This is a genomic window from Candidatus Regiella endosymbiont of Tuberolachnus salignus, from assembly GCF_964020115.1.
Taxonomy (GTDB): domain Bacteria; phylum Pseudomonadota; class Gammaproteobacteria; order Enterobacterales; family Enterobacteriaceae; genus Regiella; species Regiella insecticola.
Genome location: NZ_OZ026542.1, coordinates 741,016 through 764,056 on the forward strand (window position 1 = coordinate 741,016; position 23,041 = coordinate 764,056).

At 45.7% G+C, this 23,041-nt stretch carries 17 protein-coding genes; all 17 read left to right on the forward strand.

Annotated elements, in window-relative coordinates; all coding sequences use genetic code 11:
* Positions 1–13 precede the first annotated feature (13 nt).
* The 17 genes from AACL30_RS03800 to AACL30_RS03880 all read left to right on the forward strand — a co-directional run bounded on the left by AACL30_RS03800 (position 14) and on the right by AACL30_RS03880 (position 23,041).
* On the forward strand, positions 14–1,177 hold the full coding sequence (locus AACL30_RS03800; RefSeq protein WP_339057855.1) for a site-specific integrase: 1,164 nt from the start codon (positions 14–16) through the stop codon (positions 1,175–1,177).
* A 412-nt stretch (positions 1,178–1,589) separates the two neighbouring features.
* Entirely contained in the window at positions 1,590–2,000 is a 411-nt protein-coding gene (locus tag AACL30_RS03805; RefSeq protein ID WP_339057777.1) for an antiterminator Q family protein, read from the forward strand.
* A 157-nt stretch (positions 2,001–2,157) separates the two neighbouring features.
* Positions 2,158–2,445: a hypothetical protein gene (locus AACL30_RS03810; protein ID WP_006706665.1), complete on the forward strand. Its 288-nt coding sequence runs from the start codon at positions 2,158–2,160 to the stop codon at positions 2,443–2,445.
* Positions 2,446–3,002: 557 nt separating this feature from the next.
* Positions 3,003–4,913 carry a phage tail protein gene (locus tag AACL30_RS03815; protein WP_339057778.1) on the forward strand — a complete coding sequence of 637 codons (1,911 nt, stop codon included), beginning with the start codon at positions 3,003–3,005 and terminating at the stop codon, positions 4,911–4,913.
* A gap of 265 nt (positions 4,914–5,178) precedes the next feature.
* Complete coding sequence (locus tag AACL30_RS03820; protein WP_339057779.1) at positions 5,179–6,843, forward strand: phage tail sheath family protein; 1,665 nt, start codon at positions 5,179–5,181, stop codon at positions 6,841–6,843.
* A gap of 88 nt (positions 6,844–6,931) precedes the next feature.
* The gene (locus tag AACL30_RS03825) at positions 6,932–7,381 is read left to right on the forward strand and encodes a phage tail protein (RefSeq protein ID WP_119797626.1); all 450 of its coding nucleotides are present in this window, start codon (positions 6,932–6,934) and stop codon (positions 7,379–7,381) included.
* Between the two features lie 22 nt (positions 7,382–7,403).
* A complete protein-coding gene (locus tag AACL30_RS03830) occupies positions 7,404–7,880 on the forward strand; it encodes a phage tail protein (protein ID WP_119797627.1) in 477 nt (158 codons plus the stop codon).
* A complete protein-coding gene (locus tag AACL30_RS03835; RefSeq protein WP_240313767.1) occupies positions 7,880–8,158 on the forward strand; it encodes a DUF5908 family protein in 279 nt (92 codons plus the stop codon). Before AACL30_RS03830 ends, AACL30_RS03835 begins: the two co-directional genes overlap by 1 nt.
* A 3-nt stretch (positions 8,159–8,161) precedes the next feature.
* Entirely contained in the window at positions 8,162–8,857 is a 696-nt protein-coding gene (locus tag AACL30_RS03840) for a hypothetical protein (protein WP_119797628.1), read from the forward strand.
* Positions 8,858–10,528: a type VI secretion system tip protein VgrG gene (gene vgrG, locus AACL30_RS03845; RefSeq protein ID WP_119963695.1), complete on the forward strand. Its 1,671-nt coding sequence runs from the start codon at positions 8,858–8,860 to the stop codon at positions 10,526–10,528.
* Positions 10,529–10,540: 12 nt separating this feature from the next.
* Positions 10,541–10,951: a GPW/gp25 family protein gene (locus AACL30_RS03850; protein WP_176488058.1), complete on the forward strand. Its 411-nt coding sequence runs from the start codon at positions 10,541–10,543 to the stop codon at positions 10,949–10,951.
* A 263-nt stretch (positions 10,952–11,214) separates the two neighbouring features.
* The gene (locus tag AACL30_RS03855) at positions 11,215–11,649 is read left to right on the forward strand and encodes a hypothetical protein (protein ID WP_119963693.1); all 435 of its coding nucleotides are present in this window, start codon (positions 11,215–11,217) and stop codon (positions 11,647–11,649) included.
* A gap of 108 nt (positions 11,650–11,757) precedes the next feature.
* Positions 11,758–16,215 (forward strand): baseplate J/gp47 family protein, encoded by a 4,458-nt coding sequence (locus AACL30_RS03860; RefSeq protein WP_339057780.1) that lies wholly within the window; start codon positions 11,758–11,760, stop codon positions 16,213–16,215.
* Between the two features lie 33 nt (positions 16,216–16,248).
* Positions 16,249–17,487 carry a tail fiber domain-containing protein gene (locus AACL30_RS03865; protein WP_339057781.1) on the forward strand — a complete coding sequence of 413 codons (1,239 nt, stop codon included), beginning with the start codon at positions 16,249–16,251 and terminating at the stop codon, positions 17,485–17,487.
* 58 nt (positions 17,488–17,545) lie between these two features.
* Positions 17,546–17,764: a hypothetical protein gene (locus tag AACL30_RS03870; protein WP_119797631.1), complete on the forward strand. Its 219-nt coding sequence runs from the start codon at positions 17,546–17,548 to the stop codon at positions 17,762–17,764.
* Positions 17,765–17,814: 50 nt separating this feature from the next.
* Positions 17,815–20,664: a hypothetical protein gene (locus AACL30_RS03875; RefSeq protein ID WP_339057782.1), complete on the forward strand. Its 2,850-nt coding sequence runs from the start codon at positions 17,815–17,817 to the stop codon at positions 20,662–20,664.
* A gap of 13 nt (positions 20,665–20,677) precedes the next feature.
* Positions 20,678–23,041, forward strand: coding sequence for a contractile injection system tape measure protein (locus AACL30_RS03880; protein WP_339057783.1), 2,364 nt, complete (start codon positions 20,678–20,680; stop codon positions 23,039–23,041).

Below are 23,041 nucleotides of genomic sequence, written 5' to 3' on the forward strand. Positions count from 1 at the left end.
ACGAGGAGAAATTATGTCAATCTTCCGCAGAGGAAAAATATGGTACGCGAGCTACTCGTTACCGGAAGGCAAGCGAATTAAAGAATCTCTTGGCACAGAGGACAAGCGGCAAGCTCAGGAATTGCACGATAAACGAAAAGCTGAATTGTGGAGAATAGACAAGCTGGATAATCTCCCTGAGGTGACTCTTGAAGAAGCTTGCTTACGCTGGTTAGAGGAAAAGGCCGACAAAAAATCGCTTGATGATGACAAAAGCCGGATGGGATTTTGGCTGTTGCATTTTGAAGGTGTAAAGCTTAAGGAGTTGACTGAAGCCAGGATCTACGCGGCAATAAGCAAAATGACGAACCGTCGCTATGCTGAAAACTGGCGACTACAATCTGAGGCAATGGTAAGAAAAGGTCAGAAGGCACCGGAATATCAGGAAAAAGCAGTCACCCTCTCGACTAAAGCTAAACATCTTGCATTAATGAAGTCACTGCTGCGTACTGCCGAACGAGACTGGAAGTGGCTTGAAAAAGCGCCCGTTATCAAAGTGCCACAAGTGAAAAATAAACGTATTCGATGGCTTAAACCCGCAGAAGCGCAACGACTGATTGATGAATGCCCAGAGCCGTTAAAGTCGGTGGTCAAATTTGCACTGGCTACCGGTCTTCGCCGTTCCAATATCATTAACCTGGAATGGAAGCAAATTGACATGCCACGCCGCGTGGCATGGATTAATCCTGAAGACAGCAAATCTGGTCAGGCTATTGGGGTAGCCCTCAATGAGACGTCCTGCAAAATTCTCCGCGATCAAATAGGAAAACACCACACATGGGTATTTGTGTATACGGAAGCGAAAACCCGCACGGATGGCACACTAACGCCCTCCGTGCGGAAGATGCGTGTCGATGCTAACTCGGCGTGGAAGCAGGCATTGAAGCGAGCAGGGATAGAAGCATTCCGTTTTCATGATTTGAGACACACTTGGGCAAGCTGGCTGATACAGGCGGGTGTTCCCCTGTCTGTTTTACAAGAAATGGGGGGATGGGAGTCAATCGACATGGTACGGAGGTATGCCCACCTTTCCCCTCGTCATTTGACTGAACACGCCAAGCACATTGACGCGATTTTTGATAATGATGTCCCAAATCTGTCCCATACCTGTAAAGAAGCGGGGAGGAAGAACACCTAACCCCTTGATATTATTGGTGCGCCCTGCAGGATTCGAACCTGCGGCCTACGGCTTAGAAGGCCGTTGAGTACTTTCTGATTCATTAAATTACCGCATCTAATGCCGCTCACACGCCCAAAGATGTAAAAAGATAACAAAAAATGAAAGCACGTATAACACGTTCTCTGTCCCATATATGTCCCATCGAAGAAAACTGAACCGCCACGGGAATCCTGGAGAGTAAACTCTAGTATAAAAGGAGCCCCGAAATGTCATCAAAACGTTATCCCCTCGAACTACGCCAGCGTGCAGTGAGACGGCTGCTAGCACAGCGTGATGAATACAAATTTTGCCGTCGATAACCCCCTGACTTTTTTCATTCCCTGTTTGACGCGGGCTTCCCGTCAATTTCATACCGCACCAAAGAAAGCGAATGCTACTTATGGATATCGTCATCATGAATACCAATAATTTTACCCGTTATCTCGAAGATCGTTTGTACCAATGGGCTGAATGGTATAGCCGAGGGAATTTTTCGAGTTTAGGGTATTCCTCTTGTTCCATTGAATACCGTATTATGACGGAAGGGAATGTGTTTCGTCGCTCGGGATCTAACCCCTTGCCTACTCATGCCGCCGCTGAAGAGATAGAAAACTGGGTCAATGCGATGGCACAGCAAAATCCTGCTATGGCACGGGCATTACGGTGTTACTATTTTCAACGCGGCTCCTTGCGTTACAAGGCCAAAAAGTTGGCCATATCCCACACACAATTCAAATATCATGTGGATATGGCTCATCAGTGGTTATTAGGCTGCTTAAATGGCCGCCTTGAAAAAAACTGATGTTTTTTTCATTTTTTATTTGTGTTGTCAATACAAATCAGGTATAAATTCTCCAAATTGTTACTGCTGCATCTAAAAGCCCGCTTAAGCGGGTTTTTTTTTTGTTCGATTAACTCAAAAAAACTTTTCCTCACATTACTACTTAAATCATGCTTACATGAACGAACTCACTGAACTGACAGAAGTGCATCTAAAAATACTATCTGATATCACTGCTCTCCAAAAAAACATCATGTCCAGTCAGTCTCAGATAGAGACGTTGCGTATCACGCTAAAAAAGATAGAGACGACCCTTTGGCAAAAAAGGGTAGAAGAGGTGAGGCTCTCACAGTTGTTGGCCTTGCTGAGAAAGTACTTGCTCATTTTATGTGGATTGGGTGCCGTCCTGTTTATTTTTAGTACAAAGATTGATGTGATAAAAATTATCGCTCAAATTTTGGCGTGATCGATGTAAACCACATTATTGGCACGACGATTTTCGCTATAAACAAGTCAATATCAAATCTGAAGGGGGAAAGAGTGGGTAAAAACAGCGAGATTATCTCAATGCGGGTTATAAAGAGAGGTTACGTATGAGCCTAGAAATGTTAGCACAAGTAGTAGCAAAAACGGCTCCATTATTGGGGAACGCCTGCTCCACGATAGAAATGCGTTAATACCCTTCACTACAGGTGATCTATCAGGCCAGGGTGGGGGCTTGGTACGATGAAGCAACAAAGTGCCACTATGTTGAGCACTACACGAAAGCTCCGCCCCCAAGGGAGGCGGCCTTCGCGCTTTTTTAAGCGATAGGGTTACGATATTAGCAAAGCAACGACGCCAGAAGGCTTTAAAGCGCTGATCCGAGCCTTTCAACTGCATTTTCGTTAGGATAATTATGACGGAATGCTGGATACAAAAACCAGTGCAACATTAGCTGCATTGGTTGAAAAATATTTTTAATATTTACTTTCTATAAATCAATGTCTTCCTACTCATTTCATCACCAGGGTAATTCATCCTATGAACACCAACGATCAGATTCTTTTTTGGACTGACCAAGGCGACAGGTGTTTGCAAGCAGCAAAGGCACCCAATGGTACGCCACTGCAACTGACCCATATGGTGTTAGGCAATGCGGCAACACCCATACCTGCCACTAAACAAGCGACACAAGTTAGAAACGAAGTGTACCGTGCGCCTGTTGATCGTATCGCACTGGATACAGCAAAGACAAGCGTCGTCTGTGAACTCATTGTGCCTGAGAATCAAAGAAATCAAACCATTCGTGAAATTGGTCTTCTGGAACACGATACACTGATAGCCATCGGTTATGCTTCTTCTGGTTATACTCTCGTGGAGCAGGAAGGTGGCACATGGACCTACATTGTCCATATTCCACTTGAGAATATCCCTGCTTCTGCTATTGAAACAGTGGATAACTTAATCAGTCTTGAGGTATCAGATACGCGTTATCTCGATGCAGCAGAAAATTTAAAAGATGTAACGAATAAAAATACTGCACGAGATAATCTTGGTTTAGGTTCTGCGGCGGTGAAAGATGCGGGCACAGGTAATACTGATTTAATTACCACGGGAGACGCAGATAGCCGTTATCTCAATGCGGCAGATAATTTGAGTGATTTACCTGACAAAATCATAGCGCGAACCAATCTTGGACTTGGAGATGCCGCGACTAAAAAAGTGGGTGTGGATGATAACGATCTTGTTACAGCAGCCAATGCGTTGATTAGCAGATCAATTGTTCAAATTAGAGGTTCTGATATTAATGGAGATTTGAATAAACTCTTCACTCCTGGTATTTATGCTGTTGGGTTCATTAGTGAAATAGCTACTTTAAAAAATAATTTCCCTGAAGGGATCAGTAAAGCGGGTTTTTTACTAGTGCTAAGGGGTGATTCTAGTAACTACTGCCAAATATATATAGAGGGTAATAATTCTAAAGGCATTTTCTGGCGTAATAAATGGAGTAATGAGAGTAATTGGACATCGTGGCACGAACTTATCACAGATGAAAATGCAGACAACCGCTATCTGAAAAACTCAGAAAATCTAGCCAATAACACAACTGCACGAACAAAACTTGGCCTGGGTACTGCAGCACTGAAAGATGCAGGTACGGGTAATACTGATTTAATTACCACGGGAGACGCAGATAGCCGTTATCTCAATGCTGCAGATAATTTGAGTGATTTACCTGACAAAGTCATAGCGCGAACCAATCTTGGGCTTGGATCAGCAGCATTGAAAAGTGTAGGTACTAATGGTGATGATTTAATTACCACAGGGGATGCAGATAGTCGCTACGTCCAACACGCTAATAATTTAATAGACGTATATCCAGTCGGCGCGCCTATTCCCTGGCCATCCGAGGTTATTCCATCCGGTTACGCTGAGATGAAGGGACAGAGCTTTAATAAGGTAATATACCCCAAACTGGCTATTGTGTATCCTAGCGGAATCATTCCAGATATGCGTGGGTGGATGATAAAAGGGAACCCATCATCGGGGCGAACAGTATTATCCCAAGAGCAGGACGGTAATAAAACTCATAGTCATAGCATTACTATTGATTCTACATATCTGGGAACAAAATCGACTGATAACTTTGATTACGGGACGAAAAATACCAATCAAACTGGAGGACACTATCACCGTATTAACATGGGAGAGGAGGCTTCTACAGACCGATTCTTAACAGAATACGGTAGGTACTATCAAAGTAGTTGGGGCCAACATACTTCGAATTTTACCCGAGATGCTGGTGACCACACACATAGTGTTTCTATAGGTTCACATAGTCACAGTATTACACTGGGTTCTCACGCTCATAGCGCTACAGTGAGTAGTAGTGGCAATACAGAAACTACCGTTAAAAATATTGCTTTTATTTATATTGTGAGATTAGCGTGATTGAGTCATTTTCTTTTACCCAACTGAGTTGTTTAAACTTATTAAGGCACGACAACTCAATGTATCAGTAATTTATTCGGCCACCATTAACGGTGCTTTTCTCATAACCGGCCCGACTACCGATAAATTCTGTATTAAAAAACATCAATGCACTAAAACCGGTTTTCTCGCCGTCATCTTTTTGACGGTGAGCGATTCGTCGTGCGTGATGGCACAAACACCGTTCATTATTTCTTTATTTTTTCACTAAATGAGAGCATTCACTATGAGCTATAAAACCCCCAATGTGTACGTCGAAGAACAAGCCATTTTACCCCCTTCGGTGGCTGAAGTATCCACCGCCATTCCCGCCTTTATTGGTTATACCGCGCGTGCCGGGGCAAACAACGAACTAAAAGAGAAAGCGGTGCGCATTAGCAGTCTGCTCGCGTATCAGCGCCATTTTGGTGAGGCACCTTTGACTCACTTTGACGTTAACGTGAATAACCAGAATGTTGTTGAAGTAAACCCTAAAAAAACAGTCGATTATTTCATGTATGACTGCCTGCGCCTTTATTTTGCTAATGGTGGGGGGGATTGTTACATTGTCTCCGTCGGTAATCATCAAGAAGAGATCAGCAAAATCGCCATAGAAAAGGGCATCGACGCCTTAGAAAAAGAAGATGAGCCGACATTAATCGTCATGACTGAGAGTGCCAATCTTTCAACAGAGGACTACGGGGCATTATGTCAAAAAGTATTAATGCACTGTGCAACATTAAAAGATCGCTTTGCTATTTTTGATGCCGGTGAAAATGATATTGATCAAGTCAAAACATTCAGAGAGAAGATTGGGACGAATAATTTAAAATACGGTGCCGCGTATTTTCCTTATCTCACGACGAATTTAGGCTATCACTATAGTGATGACTCCGTGGAAGTCACCGGAATCAGTGATCCCCGTACGCAAATAGGGCGTTATTCGTCTGGCGACAATGGCTTATTAGTGACCTATACCGGTAATCAAAGTGATGCGCCCAAGATAAAAATAAGTAAACACACCGATGCAGAAGAAAAGTCAATTAGTGTCGTTCCCAACAACAGCTTTGTTTTGGAAATCACCATCCCCAAGACTGGCGCTTCGGCGAAAGATATTGTTGCTATTTGGAATGGTCTCAGTGATAAAAAACAATTTAATATGGAGAACCAAGGCACCGGGGCAGATCTGATAGCGCAAGAAATTACCTCACCGCAGGCGCTCACTTATGCGAGTGATACGCCCAGTGCTACACGCGAGAAGTTAAGTAAACTAAAAAGTAATAAAACCGCGCTTTATAACCAAATTAGAGCCAAGATTGACAATGAACGATTAACGTTACCCCCCAGTGCGGCGATAGCCGGCGTTTATGCCCGTATCGACAGAGAACGCGGTGTCTGGAAATCCCCCGCCAATGTGAGCTTAGTCGATGTGATCGGGCCGACGCTGAAGATTACCGATCAACAACAAGAAGACTTAAATGTCGATGCGACAGCGGGTAAATCCATCAACGCGATCCGCAGCTTTACCGGCAAGGGCACAATAGTTTGGGGGGCGAGAACCCTGGCGGGGAATGATAATGAGTGGCGTTATATTTCTGTGCGGCGTTTATTCAATCTTATTGAGGAGTCGTTGCAAAAATCCACGGCGTTTGCCGTGTTTGAGCCCAATAATGCCATGACCTGGCTGAAAGTGAGAACCCTAGCGCAAAGTTATCTCGACGACCTCTGGCGTAAAGGGGCGTTAGCCGGGGCGACACCCGAGGAAGCGTATTTTGTCAAAGCAGACCGCGGGCAAACGATGACCGAGCAAGACATTCTCGAAGGCAAATTGATTGTCGAAATCGGTGTGGCGGCGGTGCGTCCCGCTGAATTCATCGTGTTGCGCTTTGCGCATAAACTGCAGCAAGCCTAACGCTTTTCTTCTGTTTTTTCTTAAAGCGGCGGTTTGATTCACTGCCTCTTACCCTTTTTTTATTATTTTTAAGCTGGAGATGACCACCATGGCCACCACTGTCGCTGATATCAAAGCGGATTACCCCTTTTCTGTTTATCGTTTTAACGTAAGTATTATGGGTCTAGAAGACAAAGTCGGTTTTTCTGAAGTATCCGGGTTAGAAGTCGGGCATCAACCCATTACGTATAAAGATGGGTTGGGTTTTAAGCATATGCCGGGCATGCCAGAGCCTATCAAACTGACCTTAAAAAGAGGCCTGGTAAAGGGCAATTCTATCCTTTACGATTGGATGATCAGTGTCCGTTTGAATCGTGTTGAGAAACGCGATATCACCATTAGCCTACTGGATGAAGAAACCCATCCACTTGTGACTTGGACAGTACAAAGTGCGTTTCCCACCAAATTAGTCGCCCCGTCATTTAATGCGACCAGTAACGAAGTGGCCATTGAGACGCTAGAGCTTATGGCTGATAGTCTGCGTGTTGAGCATGCATGATAAGGCATAAGGCGTTAAAATAATGCTGTTACCCAATCTTTCTGCCATGGAGATAAACACGCCGCCCGTGAGCTACCGCTTCGCGGTGGTGTTTTATCCCTCAGGTCGCACACCCAATTTAGTCGATATGCGCTTTCAAAAGGTATCGGGGTTATCACTTGAGGTAAAGACCCACAAGATACAGGAGGGGGGCAACAATGTGGGTCATGCCGTATTACCCAGCGGCGTACGGTCGCCGACGTTACGACTCGAACGGGGCATGGTATTGCTATCGCCACTGAATACGGAGTTTAACAGCACACTGAGCTTTTTTCAGTTTAACCCTTGTCATGTCATGGTCACGTTACTCAATGAAACTTGTCTGCCCACCGCAGCCTGGCTATTTTTCAACGCGTTTCCCGTGGGCTGGCAATGTTCGGATCTGGACGCCAATGCCAATGTCATCCTGATCGATACTTTTGAGCTGGCGTATCAACGTCTGCAACCGTTGCGAGTGTAATGATGCCGATTGAAATCCGCGAGCTGATGATTAAAGCCACCCTGAGTGATCCGCCACATTTTAGCGGGGAAGCATCCCGATGGGTCGAAGAGGTGAATACGGAGGATCCGATCCTGCCTGAGCGGCAGGATCACGATCCCAGGGGGCGTCGGTTTATCGCCGCCCAGCTTGAACAGTTGCTGCCTGAACAAGTAGAGAAGCTGTTACGTGATCGATTTTCTGAACAAGCATTAACCGACCAGATAGTGCACATCTTGGCACGAATGAAGGAAAGGTAAAATATGAACCCACTGCAAGCATTGAAGTCTGCGATTAAATTAGAAAAGCTCACGCTCTACGCCTATGACTACGTTGAACGCAGCCAGAAGCAAAAAACAGCAGAATCCTTTGAAGCACGCTTTAATCCGGCGTCGTATTCCCTTTTTTTTAAAAATACCTTTTCGCGCTTTGAACAAACTCAGTACCTCGGCGACACGTCACAATATTTGGCGGTGACCTTACTGCTCGATGGCACAGGGGCTGTAGCAGAGATGGGGCTTCATCCCGCGCCGCGCCAAGACGTGCAAAAGGAAGTGAAACGCTTTCTTAAGCTGACCTATGATATTTATGGTAAAACGCACGAAGCGAGATACCTCACGCTGGAATGGGGTCGCCTGAGTTTCGATTGCCGCTTGTACTCGGTTGACGTCAATTTTACCTTGTTCGATCGCGATGGATCCCCGTTACGTGCAGAGTTGGCTGCGGTCTTTATTCAAGATGTCGACAGTAAAAAACGGTTGTTATTGGAGGATAAACAGTCCCCTGATCTCAGTCACATCAAGTGGGTGACCAGCAGTGACAACCTGCCGTTGATTGCCTACCACGCTTATAATGACATTGACTATTATCTTCATTTAGCACAATGCAATCGCTTGGATAATTTTAGGCGGCTGCGCGTGGGTAGCACGTTAAACCTGCCTCCGGTCAGTGGACAGTGAATGATGAAAGGTGTCTATACCATTACGCTCTCCTGTCAGGGGAAAAAACTCACCTCACTGCAACGTCACATTGTGGCGTTAGAGGTGATACTGACGGTGAATAAAATACCGACGGCTCAGCTGGTGATAGCAGAACGCGGCCCGCCTGCAGAGCAACCGTTTCATTTGAGCCGGGGGGATTTTTTTAAACCGGGTCATCGCGTGGATATCCACTTACGTTATGAAGATGAACCCAAAAATGAAAAATTAATTTTTTCCGGTATCGTGGTTAAGCATAAAATTGCGTGGCATGATGATCACGGATCACGATTATCACTTGATCTCAAAAGCCAAGCGATTCGGCTGACAACGCGACGTAAAAGCGTCTTGTTTGAAAAGACCACGGATAAAGACATTATCACGCGCCTGATTAAACAAGGGGGACTCACCTTGAAAGGCGCTATAGGGAAAGCAGAGGTAAAACATCCCCAAATGGTGCAGTATCACTGTAGCGATTGGGATTTTATCTTGGCGCGCGCGACCGCGAATGGATTGTGGGTGTTATTTCATTACCTGGAAGGGAAAGAGCACATCCAGATTGTGGCACCCGATTTCAAACAGTCGCCTAAACAAGTGTTTAACGTGAATAACGTCGATCCACAGATCGTCATCCACAACGTGGAGCTTGAGGTGGATATTCGTCAGCAATTGAACAAGGTACGTGCTGCCCACTGGGATACGAAAAAATTAGCCTTGACTTGGGTCGACGCTCAGCAAACCAGTGTTAAAAAAGGCACCGTCGATGCTGTGCAAGCCGCTCAGACCATCGGCGCGGATCCCTATCCGCTGGTGCATCTGGGCGGGGTGGCTCCTGAAGAGCTCCAGGCCTGCAGTAAGGCGATGCTGGATCAAGCGCGACTCACGCTATTACGGGGCCGCTTTCAGATAAAAGGCAGAAAAAACATTACACTTGGTGAATGCATTGCCATTAAAGGTGTGGGAAGCTACTTTGAAGGCCATGCCATTGTCACCGGCATTCGTCATCAGCTCAATCGAGAAGGTTGGCAGACCCATGTGCAAGTGGGCCTCACCGAGGGAATGAGCCGTTCCTTCGAAATGTGTGATCCCGCTGCGGCAGGATTATTACCTGCCATCCAAGGTCTCCATGTCGGGATCGTGGTCGGGCACGCGAAAGAACAAAACCCGCAGTTTTGCCTCAAAGTCCATTTACCCCTATTGGAAGATAAAAATAAAGTGCTGTGGGCCCGGTTGGCATCGCCTTATGCGAGCGATAAAAAAGGCCTGGTGTTTCGACCTGAAGTGGGGGATGAAGTGGTGTTAGGGTTTTTTAATAATGACCCCCGCTATCCGGTTATTCTCGGTGCCATGCACAGTGAAAAAAATCCGCCACCGCTGGCTATGGAGAAAGACAATCATCAAAAAGGCATTGTGACGCAAGAGAACATGCAATTTTTAATGGATGATAAAGAGAAAACGCTGAAGTGGATGACCGCTAAAAATAATAGCGTGACGTTGGTCAGTGGCAAAAAATCCGGTATTTACTTGAAAGATCAACATAACAATCAGGTGAATTTAACGGAGCAAGGCATTGACATCAAACTTGATAAAAATTTGACGGCTGATACGGGTCAGAATGTGGTGATTAAAGGTAAAAAAATTGACTTTAAATAAAAGGGGCTGATAATGGTAAATGACCAGGCATTTTTAGGCCAAGGTTGGAGCTTTCCGCCCACCTTTTCACAGCAGGGGGCGGTACTGGAAGTGGTGTCGGGTGAAGAGGATATTCGGCAAAGCTTACGCATCCTGCTCTCGACTAATCTGCAAGAACGTGTGATGCAACCGACGTATGGCTGTGAACTGGGTCAGTTTGTATTCGAGGAAGTCACCCAGGGCTTGATCCATCGTCTGCAAAACATTATCAGTGACGCCGTGTTATACCATGAGCCCCGTATCCGACTCGATGAGGTCATCATCACGCCGCATGCGCAGACGTTACTACTGATCACCCTGAATTACACGCTACGCACCACCAATTCACGGAGCAATCTGGTGTATCCCTTTTATTTAACCGAAGCGACGCATTTGTCATTTTAAGATAATGCGTTCTATTTTTACTTTTTTGTAGATATTCGCATCTACATTTAAGGAGGATAAATATGAGTCAATTTGTAATAGAGACATCGGTGGAAATGTTGCCGAATGAATGGGGTGTGGTTATCCGTCGAAAAGGCGTCCCCACACTCACAATTAGCGCAAAGGTTTGCCGCATTTGATACAGAGAAACACGGGGTGAAGCGATGGCAACCGGCTGTATGGGTGCTGAAATAATTTGATGTGTCGGCTCTGGGAGGTTAACTATGTTAAATATCATCCTCGTTGATGGCGATAGCGTCTTGTTTATGCCGCTATTTGGCCAGGCGATGGTCGTAGTACGTCCTGGCAAACTGACAGCGAGCGGTAAATCCACTAGGAAAGGTAAAAAAATCGCCCTAGTAGGGGATGAAAAGCAGGTCTCTGTGGCAGGATGCGTCTATGTCACGCCGGTGTATAGTATTCCCGGTACCGGCACACTAAAAATTGCGGCATTGGCCGGTGATCAAAAAACACAGAAAGTCATGTGTTGCGGTAAGGCGATACTGCGTAAAGGTCAACGATTTACGGCGAAATTTGAGGTGCAAAACCCTGCCAAGCAACCGCCACCCGGTCCAGGCGCCCCCATCCCCGATCCTACCCCGAGCTACAATGGTAGCGGGATATTTCTGAACAGCCATGTTCATGCCAGCGCAAAATAATAACCCTCTCTTCTGAATACGCTACGTGCCTTCATTGAGGGCATTGCTGGCAGGCCGATGCTGCAATGACACAAAAACCGTATTCTTGAAATTTTTGGAAAAAATGACATGAAGCTTAACGCAGCATCCCAATATCGCGATGGCACCAGTCAACGCCATCGATTGTTGACCGCTCTGGCTCCGGATTATTTTGTTGTCGATGATCGCACATTGCATGATGTTATCCAGTTTGCTCAGGCGTATGCCAAAGAGCTTCGATTTTATGAGAGCGGACAAATTACCCCTACAGACTGGATCGGTTTTTTGCCTACGGATAAACAGTTTATTGAGGACGCCGTTCGTTTTATTAAGCAGCCGGAAGCCATTGTTGACCTGGATCGGCGAATGGCGTTGATGCAACCTCATCGGGTCTTGTTTTGGGTTTTTCTCTTATTGCTTCGTTACCCCCAGCAGCAATTGAACGCCCTCACGCAGCGTTATCTCGAGTTTTACTACCGAGACTGCCTACAATTAAGAGAAAAACCGCCCCAGCCGGATCGGGCGCATGTGATCTTCGAACTGGCGCCATCTCAGCAAGCCTATTGCCTTAAAGAAGGGATCTTACTCAGTACGGAGCAAGGTCAATCTGATAGCGCGGCGCCGATTTATCGTCTCGACCGAGATAGCGTGATCACCTCGGCACAAGTGGCTAAAATTTGTGCCTTGGCGCTTAAAAAAGAAGTGTACGACTTTGCGACTTTTTATCACCCGGGAAAAACCAGCGATAACGATTTTGCCGCTCTGTTGCAGTGGGTTTTAGAGAGAGCAGCGCAACAGGTGGCTATGCCCGCAGGTTTTGAGAACGCAGCGCCAACGCCTTCCATTGATTTGCCTTCGCTCAAAATGCTCGCTGAGCAAGATCAATTAAAAGGTAAACAAAAAGATTACATTGAAGAAGAGCTGGCTTTCCATGACGTGAACGATTTCAAAATGTGTTTGCAAGGGCATCGGTTGCAGACGGCAGAACAAACAGACCAGATTCACAAGATGATGGAACGTGTTTATCAAAAAAAAATAGCGCTCCAGCGATACCAGGCACTAGAACATAAACATCGTAATGGAAATTTTATCAACATGCTGGCCTTCGCGCTGGGTGCTCCATTACCGACATTGCCCAGTCCGCACACTGCGATAACGTCCTTAAAAACCGATCTCACCCATCCTGCGGTCATGGATTATATTAATAAAAAACTCTATATGACGATTAAGGATTTTGAAAAAATCATCGATATCGTCATTAAAGCGCCTGACATCAATTCCAAGGATTGGAAGGAAGTGTATCAACTCGTCCAGGGTGCTCAGACCCTAAAGCAACCTTATCCCGATATTCGTATTGAAAAAACAACGCATCTGTGTACACGCGTTATGCTGGATGCTGAACTGAAGGAGCATAAGCCGTTTAAAACATTCGATTGGTCTGCAACCGATACCCCGGCTCTGCTCGGTTTTGCTGTCAGTTCGCCTTTATTACGCCTTGGTGAAGGGCGCAGGAAGATCACTTTAACAGTAGACTGTCAACGCGATACTTTTCACCTTGATCGGCTGAATAAATTTGTGCAACAGTCACCTTTCACTTTTCAATTAAGCGGCGCTGAAACCCATTTTGCTCCCTCGTCGGCGACAGTCACCGCAGGGCATTTTTTTTTGGCAACCGCCCTGGCGGAATACGATACGAATACGTTGGCTTTAATTTGCCGTTTTAAAGGTGAAAAGGGGCAATTCAACAGCGAGAGGGATAAGGATAATTATCTCCAATTTGAAGACGGGCAGCTTTATCAAATCACGGAGGTGATGAGTGCGCAACACGCTAAACTCCGCCCCGTCGGTTTTTTGCCGAGTAAAGGTTTCATTAAAAAATACCCTGAACTCACTCTGACGGGCACGGGCAGCCCTTTGTCAGGCTTGGCATTAGAAGAAATGCCTGTCACTGAAGGCATAGGCGGCAAAACGCGTAAAATCATCACGGCAAACAGCAATTTGTTTACCGTGAAAGATCATTTTAAACAGTACATTTTATGGACGGACGGGCGAGTTTATCGGATTGAACACCGGGTGAATGCCAATAAAATAGAAGTCGTTGAAGTGGCTTATTTACCGGATATAAAACCCAAACCCGCCGCGCCACGGCTGTATCCCGATATTCAATTGACGGAAACCGAAATACTCACGGGGTTAGTTATCGATGGCGTCGCTGCAAATAACGAGCAATTCACAGAAAAAGAGGTCGGTAATTGGTTGGTTTGGTCCAATGGGCAGGTCTTTGCTATTCAAAAACAGGTGGGGAACCAAGAAGTTAAAGTCGCTTGTAGAGGGCAATTACCTCCCAATACGAAGATTGAAAAATATGCTGCTGACGCCTTATTTTTAAATGGGCTTCAGTTTACATTCGATCTTAATGAAACGGCCCCGGCAATGACCGCTCCGCTAATCGATGTTAGCCATCAAGGGTTGACCGGTGTTGACCCGACGATAAAAATAACCCTCAAAGCCGGGGGTGACTACGATCTGTTTAAAATGATCATCGTAGAAAAATATAAGTTGGCGGTGAATGTGCAAGGGATTAAGGATGTAAAACGGAGAAACGATGCATCGCTGTTAACGAACACCGTTTTATTGCAGCCGTTTGGTGATCAACCTACCGCCCATGCCGGATTTTATTGGGCGCACTCAGAAATTTGTGATAACGCGTTAGATTCACTGGATTTAGGCATCACCTGGTCAGGGTTACCCGAAGATTTTGGTACCCACTATGCGGTTTATAATGCGGTTTTAAATAAAAAAATTGATAACACAAGCTTTCAAACCCAGTTAACCGTCGTGAACAACCGTGTCGTCACCGCCATTGGCACGCCACAATGCTTATTTTCCGTCGATCCGAACAGTAAAAAATTAACCGCCCACACCTGTCTGCAGTTTAAAAATTTACCGAAGCTGGGTGAGGAGGAGGTAAACCGCTTCACACACAACGACCCCGATGAAGAAGACCCTATGGCCTGGTCTCGCTATTTTAAACTCGCATTAACCGAGCAAGATTTTTTGCACGACCAATATGCTACGGTGCTCAACAAAAGCGCATTAGCCCCGCCGACAGAAGGTAAAAGTGTGCCGGACGTCTATCCGCCTTATACGCCATTGATACGCGACTTGACGCTCAATTATACGGCTTCCACGCTGATAAACCTGACCCATCCTGCCCATAATGCAATCAATGAAGCACAATTATTTCAGCTACATCCCTTTGGAAGTAAGGTCTTGGGGCACAACGTCAATCAGTTATTACCCCAATTTTCAGCCGCGGGTTATTTATATATGGGTCTGAAAGACGCAACCGTGCCGGCACCGCTCTCATTACTGTTTCAAATCATCCCGAGCGAAAGTGATAAGCTGGAAGAAAGCGCCGATATGACCTATCACTATTTAGGTCAACATGATTGGGTAGCAGCAGATAGCTCGACTTATTTTCATGATGAGACGAAAGGGTTGATGCACAGTGGGGTGATGTCGTTTCATCTGCCAGCGGCCGCCAGTCATGAAAATCCCCTGATGCCCACGGGTTTACACTGGTTGTGCGGCTCCGTTAATCAAGAGGTGGTATCGCCTCAGATTGTTGCGATTAAAACACAAGCGGCAACAGTCACGTTGGCAAAGGAGGCGAATGATGAACACTACCGCAAACCGTTACCGGCTTATTCTATTAATCAACTTGTTACTGCCGATCCACAGATAAAAGCGGTCACACAACCCTACGCTTCATTTGGGGGGCGTGCCAGGGAAAATCATCAGGCTTTTTGGCAACGGACGAGTGAGCGATTACGTCATAAACAGCGCGCCATTTCCAGCTGGGATTATGAGCGCTTAGTGTTAGCGGCATTTCCACAGCTCTACAAAGTCAAGTGTTTAACGCAAACACAACTGAGCGCATCACCGTTAGCGAAGGTCACTGTCGTGGTTATCCCCGACAATGCCAATAACAGCGAACCCTTTTTGCTGTTGAAACCCAAGGCCTCGCGTGACTTGCTGGAAGCAATCAAAGTTTATTTAAGCCGGTATATTTCGCCTTTCGTTGATTTGGAAGTGAAAAATCCAAGCTATGAACAAATAAAATACCGGGTCACTGTTCGCTTTAAAAAAGCCGATGAACCCGGTAATGATATTGCTGAACTCAATAAAGCGATTAAACGCTTTCTGTCACCTTGGGCCTATGAAAGTACCGCGGAGGTGACATTCGGTAGCTATATTCACAACTCATTGTTAATCCATTTTATTGAAAAACAGCCTTATGTCGATTACGTCGCCCAACTCAGACTCATTGAACACATCAAACTGGACAGTGATCTCACGGCTTCTAACACCGTTTATTCGATACTGGATGTGGATCAAGCGCAAGCGCAAGTGCACGCCCTCGATGCTGTCTTGGTTTCTGCCCCGGAACATATTATCGAATTAGTGACAATGCATCAGCATGAAGATATTTATTTTGAAGGGATTGGTCACATGATCATTGAAACAGATTTCATCGTTCATTAAGGCTTTACATTTAATTCTATAGAGGAAACCACAATGCCTCAAAAAACCAGAGCAGAGCTAAAAGACCGCTTTAAGCGCGGTGACAGACCCACCGCGCAAGATTTTAGCGATCTATTCGAATCTTTTTTAAACGTTAAAGAAGATTGGATCAAAAAACCAGAAGGGGTTGAAAAGCCGCTGCGCATCATGCCACAAAGTGACCAACAAAATTGGCTGGATTTCTGTGTCAATGAAAGCAGTTGCGATACGGATTACTGGCGTTTAAATCATCAACCTCAGGACGATAGCACCGGTTTCAATTTATCTTATGAGGGTAAAAGCCGACTTTTCATTGATAAAGAAAAGGGGAAAACCGGCATTGGCACCTTTAATCCTGGCGCACAATTGCATATTCAGTCCACGAAGGGCGTGCATATGTTACGTGTTGGCACTGCTGATACTACTGCCTTGTTTATTAAAGAAGACGGTAAGGTAGGCATTAATCATGCAAGTCCAAGCTGCCCATTGGATATTAAAGGTGAGGCCCAGGCGTCGGGTTTTGGCTTAACGGATCGAACAACACATTGGGAGCAAAATGGCACCTTGTACCAGTGTGATGGACCCGTTTATCTCACCACCGATCACGGACTTCATCTGCGCATGCAGGACAGTGCGGATACTGCGTTTCATTTCGACACCCCCCAGGGAACATTAACGATTAGCGCCCAAAGTATTAATCAAAAATCGATAGAAGCAGAGGGTTATATCTCGTGTAGAGGCCGTATTAAGTGTCGATCGGGGATACAGATCGATGAAGGCAGTGCGAGTTCTCACTGGAATAACTCCGACGGTGCGTTTTATCGCTATAATAAGCATTGGTATCTCTCGGTAGACAATAACCTTTATTTTCGCAAAAAAGGAGCAAAAAATATCGCTTTTCATTTTGATATTGATACCGCGACGTTAAGAGCCAACAAGTTTCAGCAGGCCTCTGATCGCCGTATCAAAACCAATATCAAACCGCTCGGGTCGGTGCTTGACAAAATACAACGATTACAGGGGATCTATTATGACTGGAGTGACCATGCGAGGACAAAAGACTATCTCAAAGAGCCGCAAATAGGACTAATTGCCGACGAACTGCAAGCGTCGTTTCCTGAATTGGTCGCTTGTGACCAAGATAATTTTAAATACGTTGATTACGGGCGTTTTACCGCGGTATTGCTGGAAGCGGTCAAACAACAGCAGCAAATGATAGCGCAATTGTTTGTGCATTTGAAACTCACGCCATAGAAAACAGTTCATCTTCAAAGCCACTTTTATCCCCTCCAACACAGTGAGCCGCCCCTACATGAAACAACCATTACAGCGTCGTCTGGACGAGCTAAAACAGGCCTTTGCGCAAGGCCAAACGGTGTTTAACGAGCTTAAAGAAAAACAAGCCAATACGCATGACACCTTGTTACGTCTACAAGGCGCGATTCAAGTGCTAGAAGAAATATTGACGCAAGAGCCCGTTTCTGATGAAGCCGAGAAAGCCCTTCATCCGTCCCCAAAAGACGACAATTGAGATAAAACACAACCGAATGCGACTTAACAGTAAAATACAGAGCAAACAGTATGATAAACAATGATGCCATGGCCACGACAGCGCCACCCACAACGCCAACCCCGCTTGGCATGGATTATGCCTTTCTGCGCAAAACGGGTATTGAGCATATTCAACGCTTAGCCGGTGAACTGTGGACTGACCATAACACACATGATCCCGGTATCACGCTATTGGAGTGTTTATGTTACGCCATCACCGATGTGAGTTATCGCTTATCGTTTGAGATGAAAGATTTGTTGGCCGTATTACCCACCCACGGAAGCAACCCGTCAAACATAAGCCGTGCCCCTTTGTTTACGGCACGTGATATTCTGACTTCTCATCCTGTGACGCTCAACGACTATCGCAAATTGTTAATCGATATTCCTGGCGTCAGAAACGCATGGATTGAAAAAAATCCCGCGTCTTTGGTGCCCATTTATTATGAAGCCCAATCCAATTGCTTACGCTTGAATCAAGCCACGGAAACGGCAAAACCGCTGCCCCTACGCGGTATATACCAAGTGTATATCGCCAAGGACGACACGGTTTCCGATGGCAAAAAAGAACAAGCGCTGATGAAGACAGTGAAAGCGCGATTACACCAATACCGCCAGATCGCCGAGGATTTTGCCGATCCCATTCTGCTGCCCTTTGAAGAAATTACCGTAAAATTACACATCGTGGTGGCCGATGATGTGGATCTTGATCGCTTAGCGGCGCATATCTACTGGCAATTAAGTCAGGCGATTGCACCTACTCTCTCTTTTCATTCACTGAGTGCCCGGCGCCAGGAAAATAGGCCGATTGACACGATTTTTGAAGGACCTCCTTTAGCCAACGGTTTTATTGATGAGACTGAGCTGGAAGGATTTGATCGTAAAACCACGCTGCGTAGCTCCGACTTTATTCATATTATTCTCGATATGGATGGTGTGCAGTCGGTGAAAAAAATTGCGCTGGAAAGCAGTCAAAAGAGCGGATTTCACCAACCCTGGGTGTTAGAACTAGACCTGAATTACACACCGAAATTGAAACCGTTGCAACAACTGCTCGAAAGCGATCTACAATTTGAGCGCCAGGGTATCCTTTGTCAAATCAATATAGAGGCGGCTAAAGCACATCTCAAAAACGTGAAGGAGCGCGAGGCATTCGATAAAAAAAAGCAGCCGCTACAAGATATTCCACTGCCCCGCGGTCACTATCGACACCTCGGCGACTATGTATCGATACAACATGATCTCCCCCCCAACTACGGTATAGGATCATTAGGGCTGCCCGATTCTGTCTCCCCAACGCGTAAAATTCAAGCCAAACAACTCAAAGCGTATTTACTTTTCTTTGATCAATTGCTGGCCAATTATCTTGCGCAATTAGCACACATTAGAGAGCTATTTTGTCCCCCTATAATAGGAGATACCGCGCCTCGGTCGATTCAGACGTATTTTACCCAGTCCGTCACCGATGTGCCGGAACTCGACAGTGTACTGAATCCCGATCACAAAACGCATTTACAGCAAGCCATAGAAAATGTTGACACGAAGATAACACGTGAAAATAAATTGTTAAATCATTTAATGGCCCGCTTTGGGGAGCAATTTATCGATGACGCTCTGTTGTTATATGACAAACAACAGCAGCGTAAGCCGGTGATTTCTCTTGGCGAAAATAAAGCGCCTTGGCAGGGGTTTCATCTCGAGGACAAACTCGCTTTTCTGCAAGCCTACCCGCAAATGAGTGCCGCCCGTGGCAGCGCCTTTAACTATACCCAAAAAAGGGGGGATACGGACAATATTGCTGGCCTCAAAAGGCGTCTCTGCGGATTATTAGGTATACAAGCGGTGAATACCGCCACGATTAACGATGAAGGATTTCACCTCGTTGAACATGTGCTGCTAAGACCCCGATCAACGCCGTCCACTGAGCCCTATTGGGCATTTTTGGGTTCACCGATTGTTAATTTTTCGGAATCAGCGCCTACACGCATTGCTCGTTTTTCGAAATCAGCGCCTAACAGAACTGTCTGTCACGTTCCCGATCATGATTTACAAGCAGGTGATCACATCACGATTTCTAATACCACGCATTATAACGGGCGCTATGAAATAAAATGGACCGCCAAGGATTCTTTTCATATTGAAAAACCCTTTGTCGCGGAAGAGGCGAATCAAGGCAAATGGACGTTTCCTAACAGCACTTTAGCGCCTACACGCATTGCTCGTTTTTCGAAATCAGCGCCTAACAGAACTGTCTGTCACGTTCCCGATCATGATTTACAAGCAGGTGATCACATCACGATTTCTAATACCACGCATTATAACGGGCGCTATGAAATAAAATGGACCGCCAAGGATTCCTTTCATATTGAAAAGCCCTTTGTCGCGGAAGAGGTGAATCAAGGCAAATGGACGTTTCCTAACAGCACTTTTTGTCATGCCTCCGATCACGGTTTACAAAAAGGCGATCACATCACGGTTTCTGACACCGGTCATTATAAAGGGAATTATGAAATAAAATGGAAGGACAAGGATTACTTTTGTATTGAAAAGCCTTTTGTCGCAGAAGAGGCGAATCAAGCTCAATGGGCGATGGACATTCATGGGAAAGATCCTTATTCATTACAACTGAGTTTTATTTTTCCTGCTGCGTCAAAACGATTTAAAGAGAAAAATTTTAAAAAATTGCTCTGTGACGTCTTAATCAATGAAGTGCCTGCCCACCTGGTGATTTATGTGCATTGGTTTAATTACAAGGCTATGTGCGCATTTGAAGAAGTCTATCAGGCGTGGTTAACGAAAATGGCCACCGATCCTACCTCTGCTTGGCAAGAATCGGTGCAATTACTGGCATTGCTTCGCATGGGCAAAGCGCTAACGTAGCAGTCTACAGACGATGCCAACGCACCTTATACAATGCCAAACCTGGATAGTGCACTTGTCCTCACAGCAGCCAAGCTGGGCGATAAAAAATACCCTCAGTCAATGGGCACGCGTACAGCTGCCGCCGATCTTGGCAAAGATTTGTGATGAGCAGATTGAAGCTAATCAGTGGTATTCACTGGATAAAGTGGAACTGGATTTAGGGGTCATTACATTACCTGCTGAGCCACAACAGGTTATTGAGCAGATCGCTACGGCCTTTTCCCAGGCATTAGCTGAGCAATTACAGAACTTTAGGCCAGCGGCGATCATGAAGCGCGATGAAAATGCACAAGCGCTCCGTACGTTAGATTATTTTATTAAAACGGGCACGCGACCTTGGTGGGTTTCCAAAGACACCGTGGCACTGACTCAATGCTTGCTTCGGTTAATTGACCGTACCCCCGCACGGCTTAGAGAAAAATTATGTCACTATCTCGCGCAAGCCGCCACTTTACAGCGCCTCATTGCACAGTGTTCTGATGATCAGCTATTAGCCCTCAGTCGACTATTAGCCCAAAACGATCATGTGGAGCTGTGGTGTCAACAAATCAGTGCCCCTTTACACCGTGCTTTTACCCGAGAACAGTTTGCTGCCATGGCATTAAGAAGCGCTTATTGGCAAGCCATATTAATCACCAGTGAGATGATGAGCCGTGTAAAAATCGATAAGACAGCTTTTTATAAGCACGTCCTGCTACACCTGGCCACCCATTGTCAGCTCAATTATCATTACCTTTTGGTGAGGCTGTTCACCACGCTCAAGGCGCAAGAAAAAATTGCCGACCCCTGGCCGATACTGTTACCTGAGCAGCATGGCAGTCCATCAACACGGGAAAAAAATGATGTAAACGCTTTTATAAATGAGGCTATTTATGAACAACTGCTCACCCAATTACAAATACTGAGAGCTTTTTGTACAGCCAAAAACAAGCAACCATCTCTCTCTTATACTCACACGCCAATGCTTGATATTGCTCGCCAAACAGGGCTGATAAGCAAGGTGGATCGCCTTGTCGACATCATCATGGCGAATAAAAAAAGATTTTCTGAACATCCTCAGACGCGAGAAGTGGAACTCAATCGCTTTAGGGCGTATTTAAACAAAATAATCCCTCAATTAGGGATCCCTTCATCTGAAACGTTGGCGCATCTGCCTTATCACCGCCTGGTGACGTTGCAACAAACGCTGAAGGAACTTGACACTTTTTCACTCATGCGAAAACATCACGTTTTTATTCGTAGCATCATGGAACAGATAAAGCCAAATGTGTCAAATCAAGTCACACTCAGGCATCAAGAGGGTAAAATCGCGACGCTTATCCCGCTGTTAAGGCAATTATTAAGCCGATTACAGCAAGAAATCACGAAAGCCGAACACCAATCCACGTCGAGTAAACGCGTTGACAAGGTTCAGCATGAACGCCTGTTACAGGGAACACGGCCAACCCCGTCGATAACAGTCGCCGATTGTGGAATCGGTCAATCTGAGCAATGCCAAAAGAGTCAGATAGCCTCGTTGATCCCTCACAGCGAGAAAGCGTCGTTAAATGATTTAAAAGAGAAAGTGACAAAGTTGCGTAAACACTATGGACGCTTATATCGGCAATACCAAGCACTATTAACATTGACGGGGCAAACCGCTACAGTGAAAGCGGCTAAGCACGACGTTGCCAACCTTATTTTGAGTACACCGTCCTTGCAACCTGTCACTGCGATGATCAATACGCTCTCTGTGGTGCTAAAAAAACAGCAGCAAGCACATCAAGCGGCGTTAATGCTCACTAAAACAATAAGCCAATCACTTTTACTGGCAAGAGAAGCGGATATAGATCAACATGAAGATATTTACGTTGATAATGCAGGGCTAGCGCTTTTAGGGATTTATTTAAAACCCTTTTTCACCACGGCGCACTTACTGCAAGGAGATCACTTTATTGATCACCTTGCAGCGCGGCGAGCCGCGTTGCTATTACAATACCTGATGACCTCACAGTCGATATGCTTTGAAGAAACCTTGACGTTTAATAAACTCCTTTGTGGTCTGAATTTACAAGTACCGATTGAGCGCACCATTGAAGTCAATGTCGCGGAGCAGGCGGCATGTGATCAGCTCTTTGCGCAGGTCAAAACCCAATGGCCGGTGATGACGCACCTATCAAACTCCTATTTGATTCAGCATTTTCTTATGCGCCAGGGGGTGATACGAAATCACCCCTATCACTGGCAATTACAAATAGAGCGTACGTCCCACGATGTGTTGATGAAAGGGATCACCTGGCCTATCAACCTCATTCAATTACCCTGGCTTGACAAACCTATACAAGTGGATTGGTAA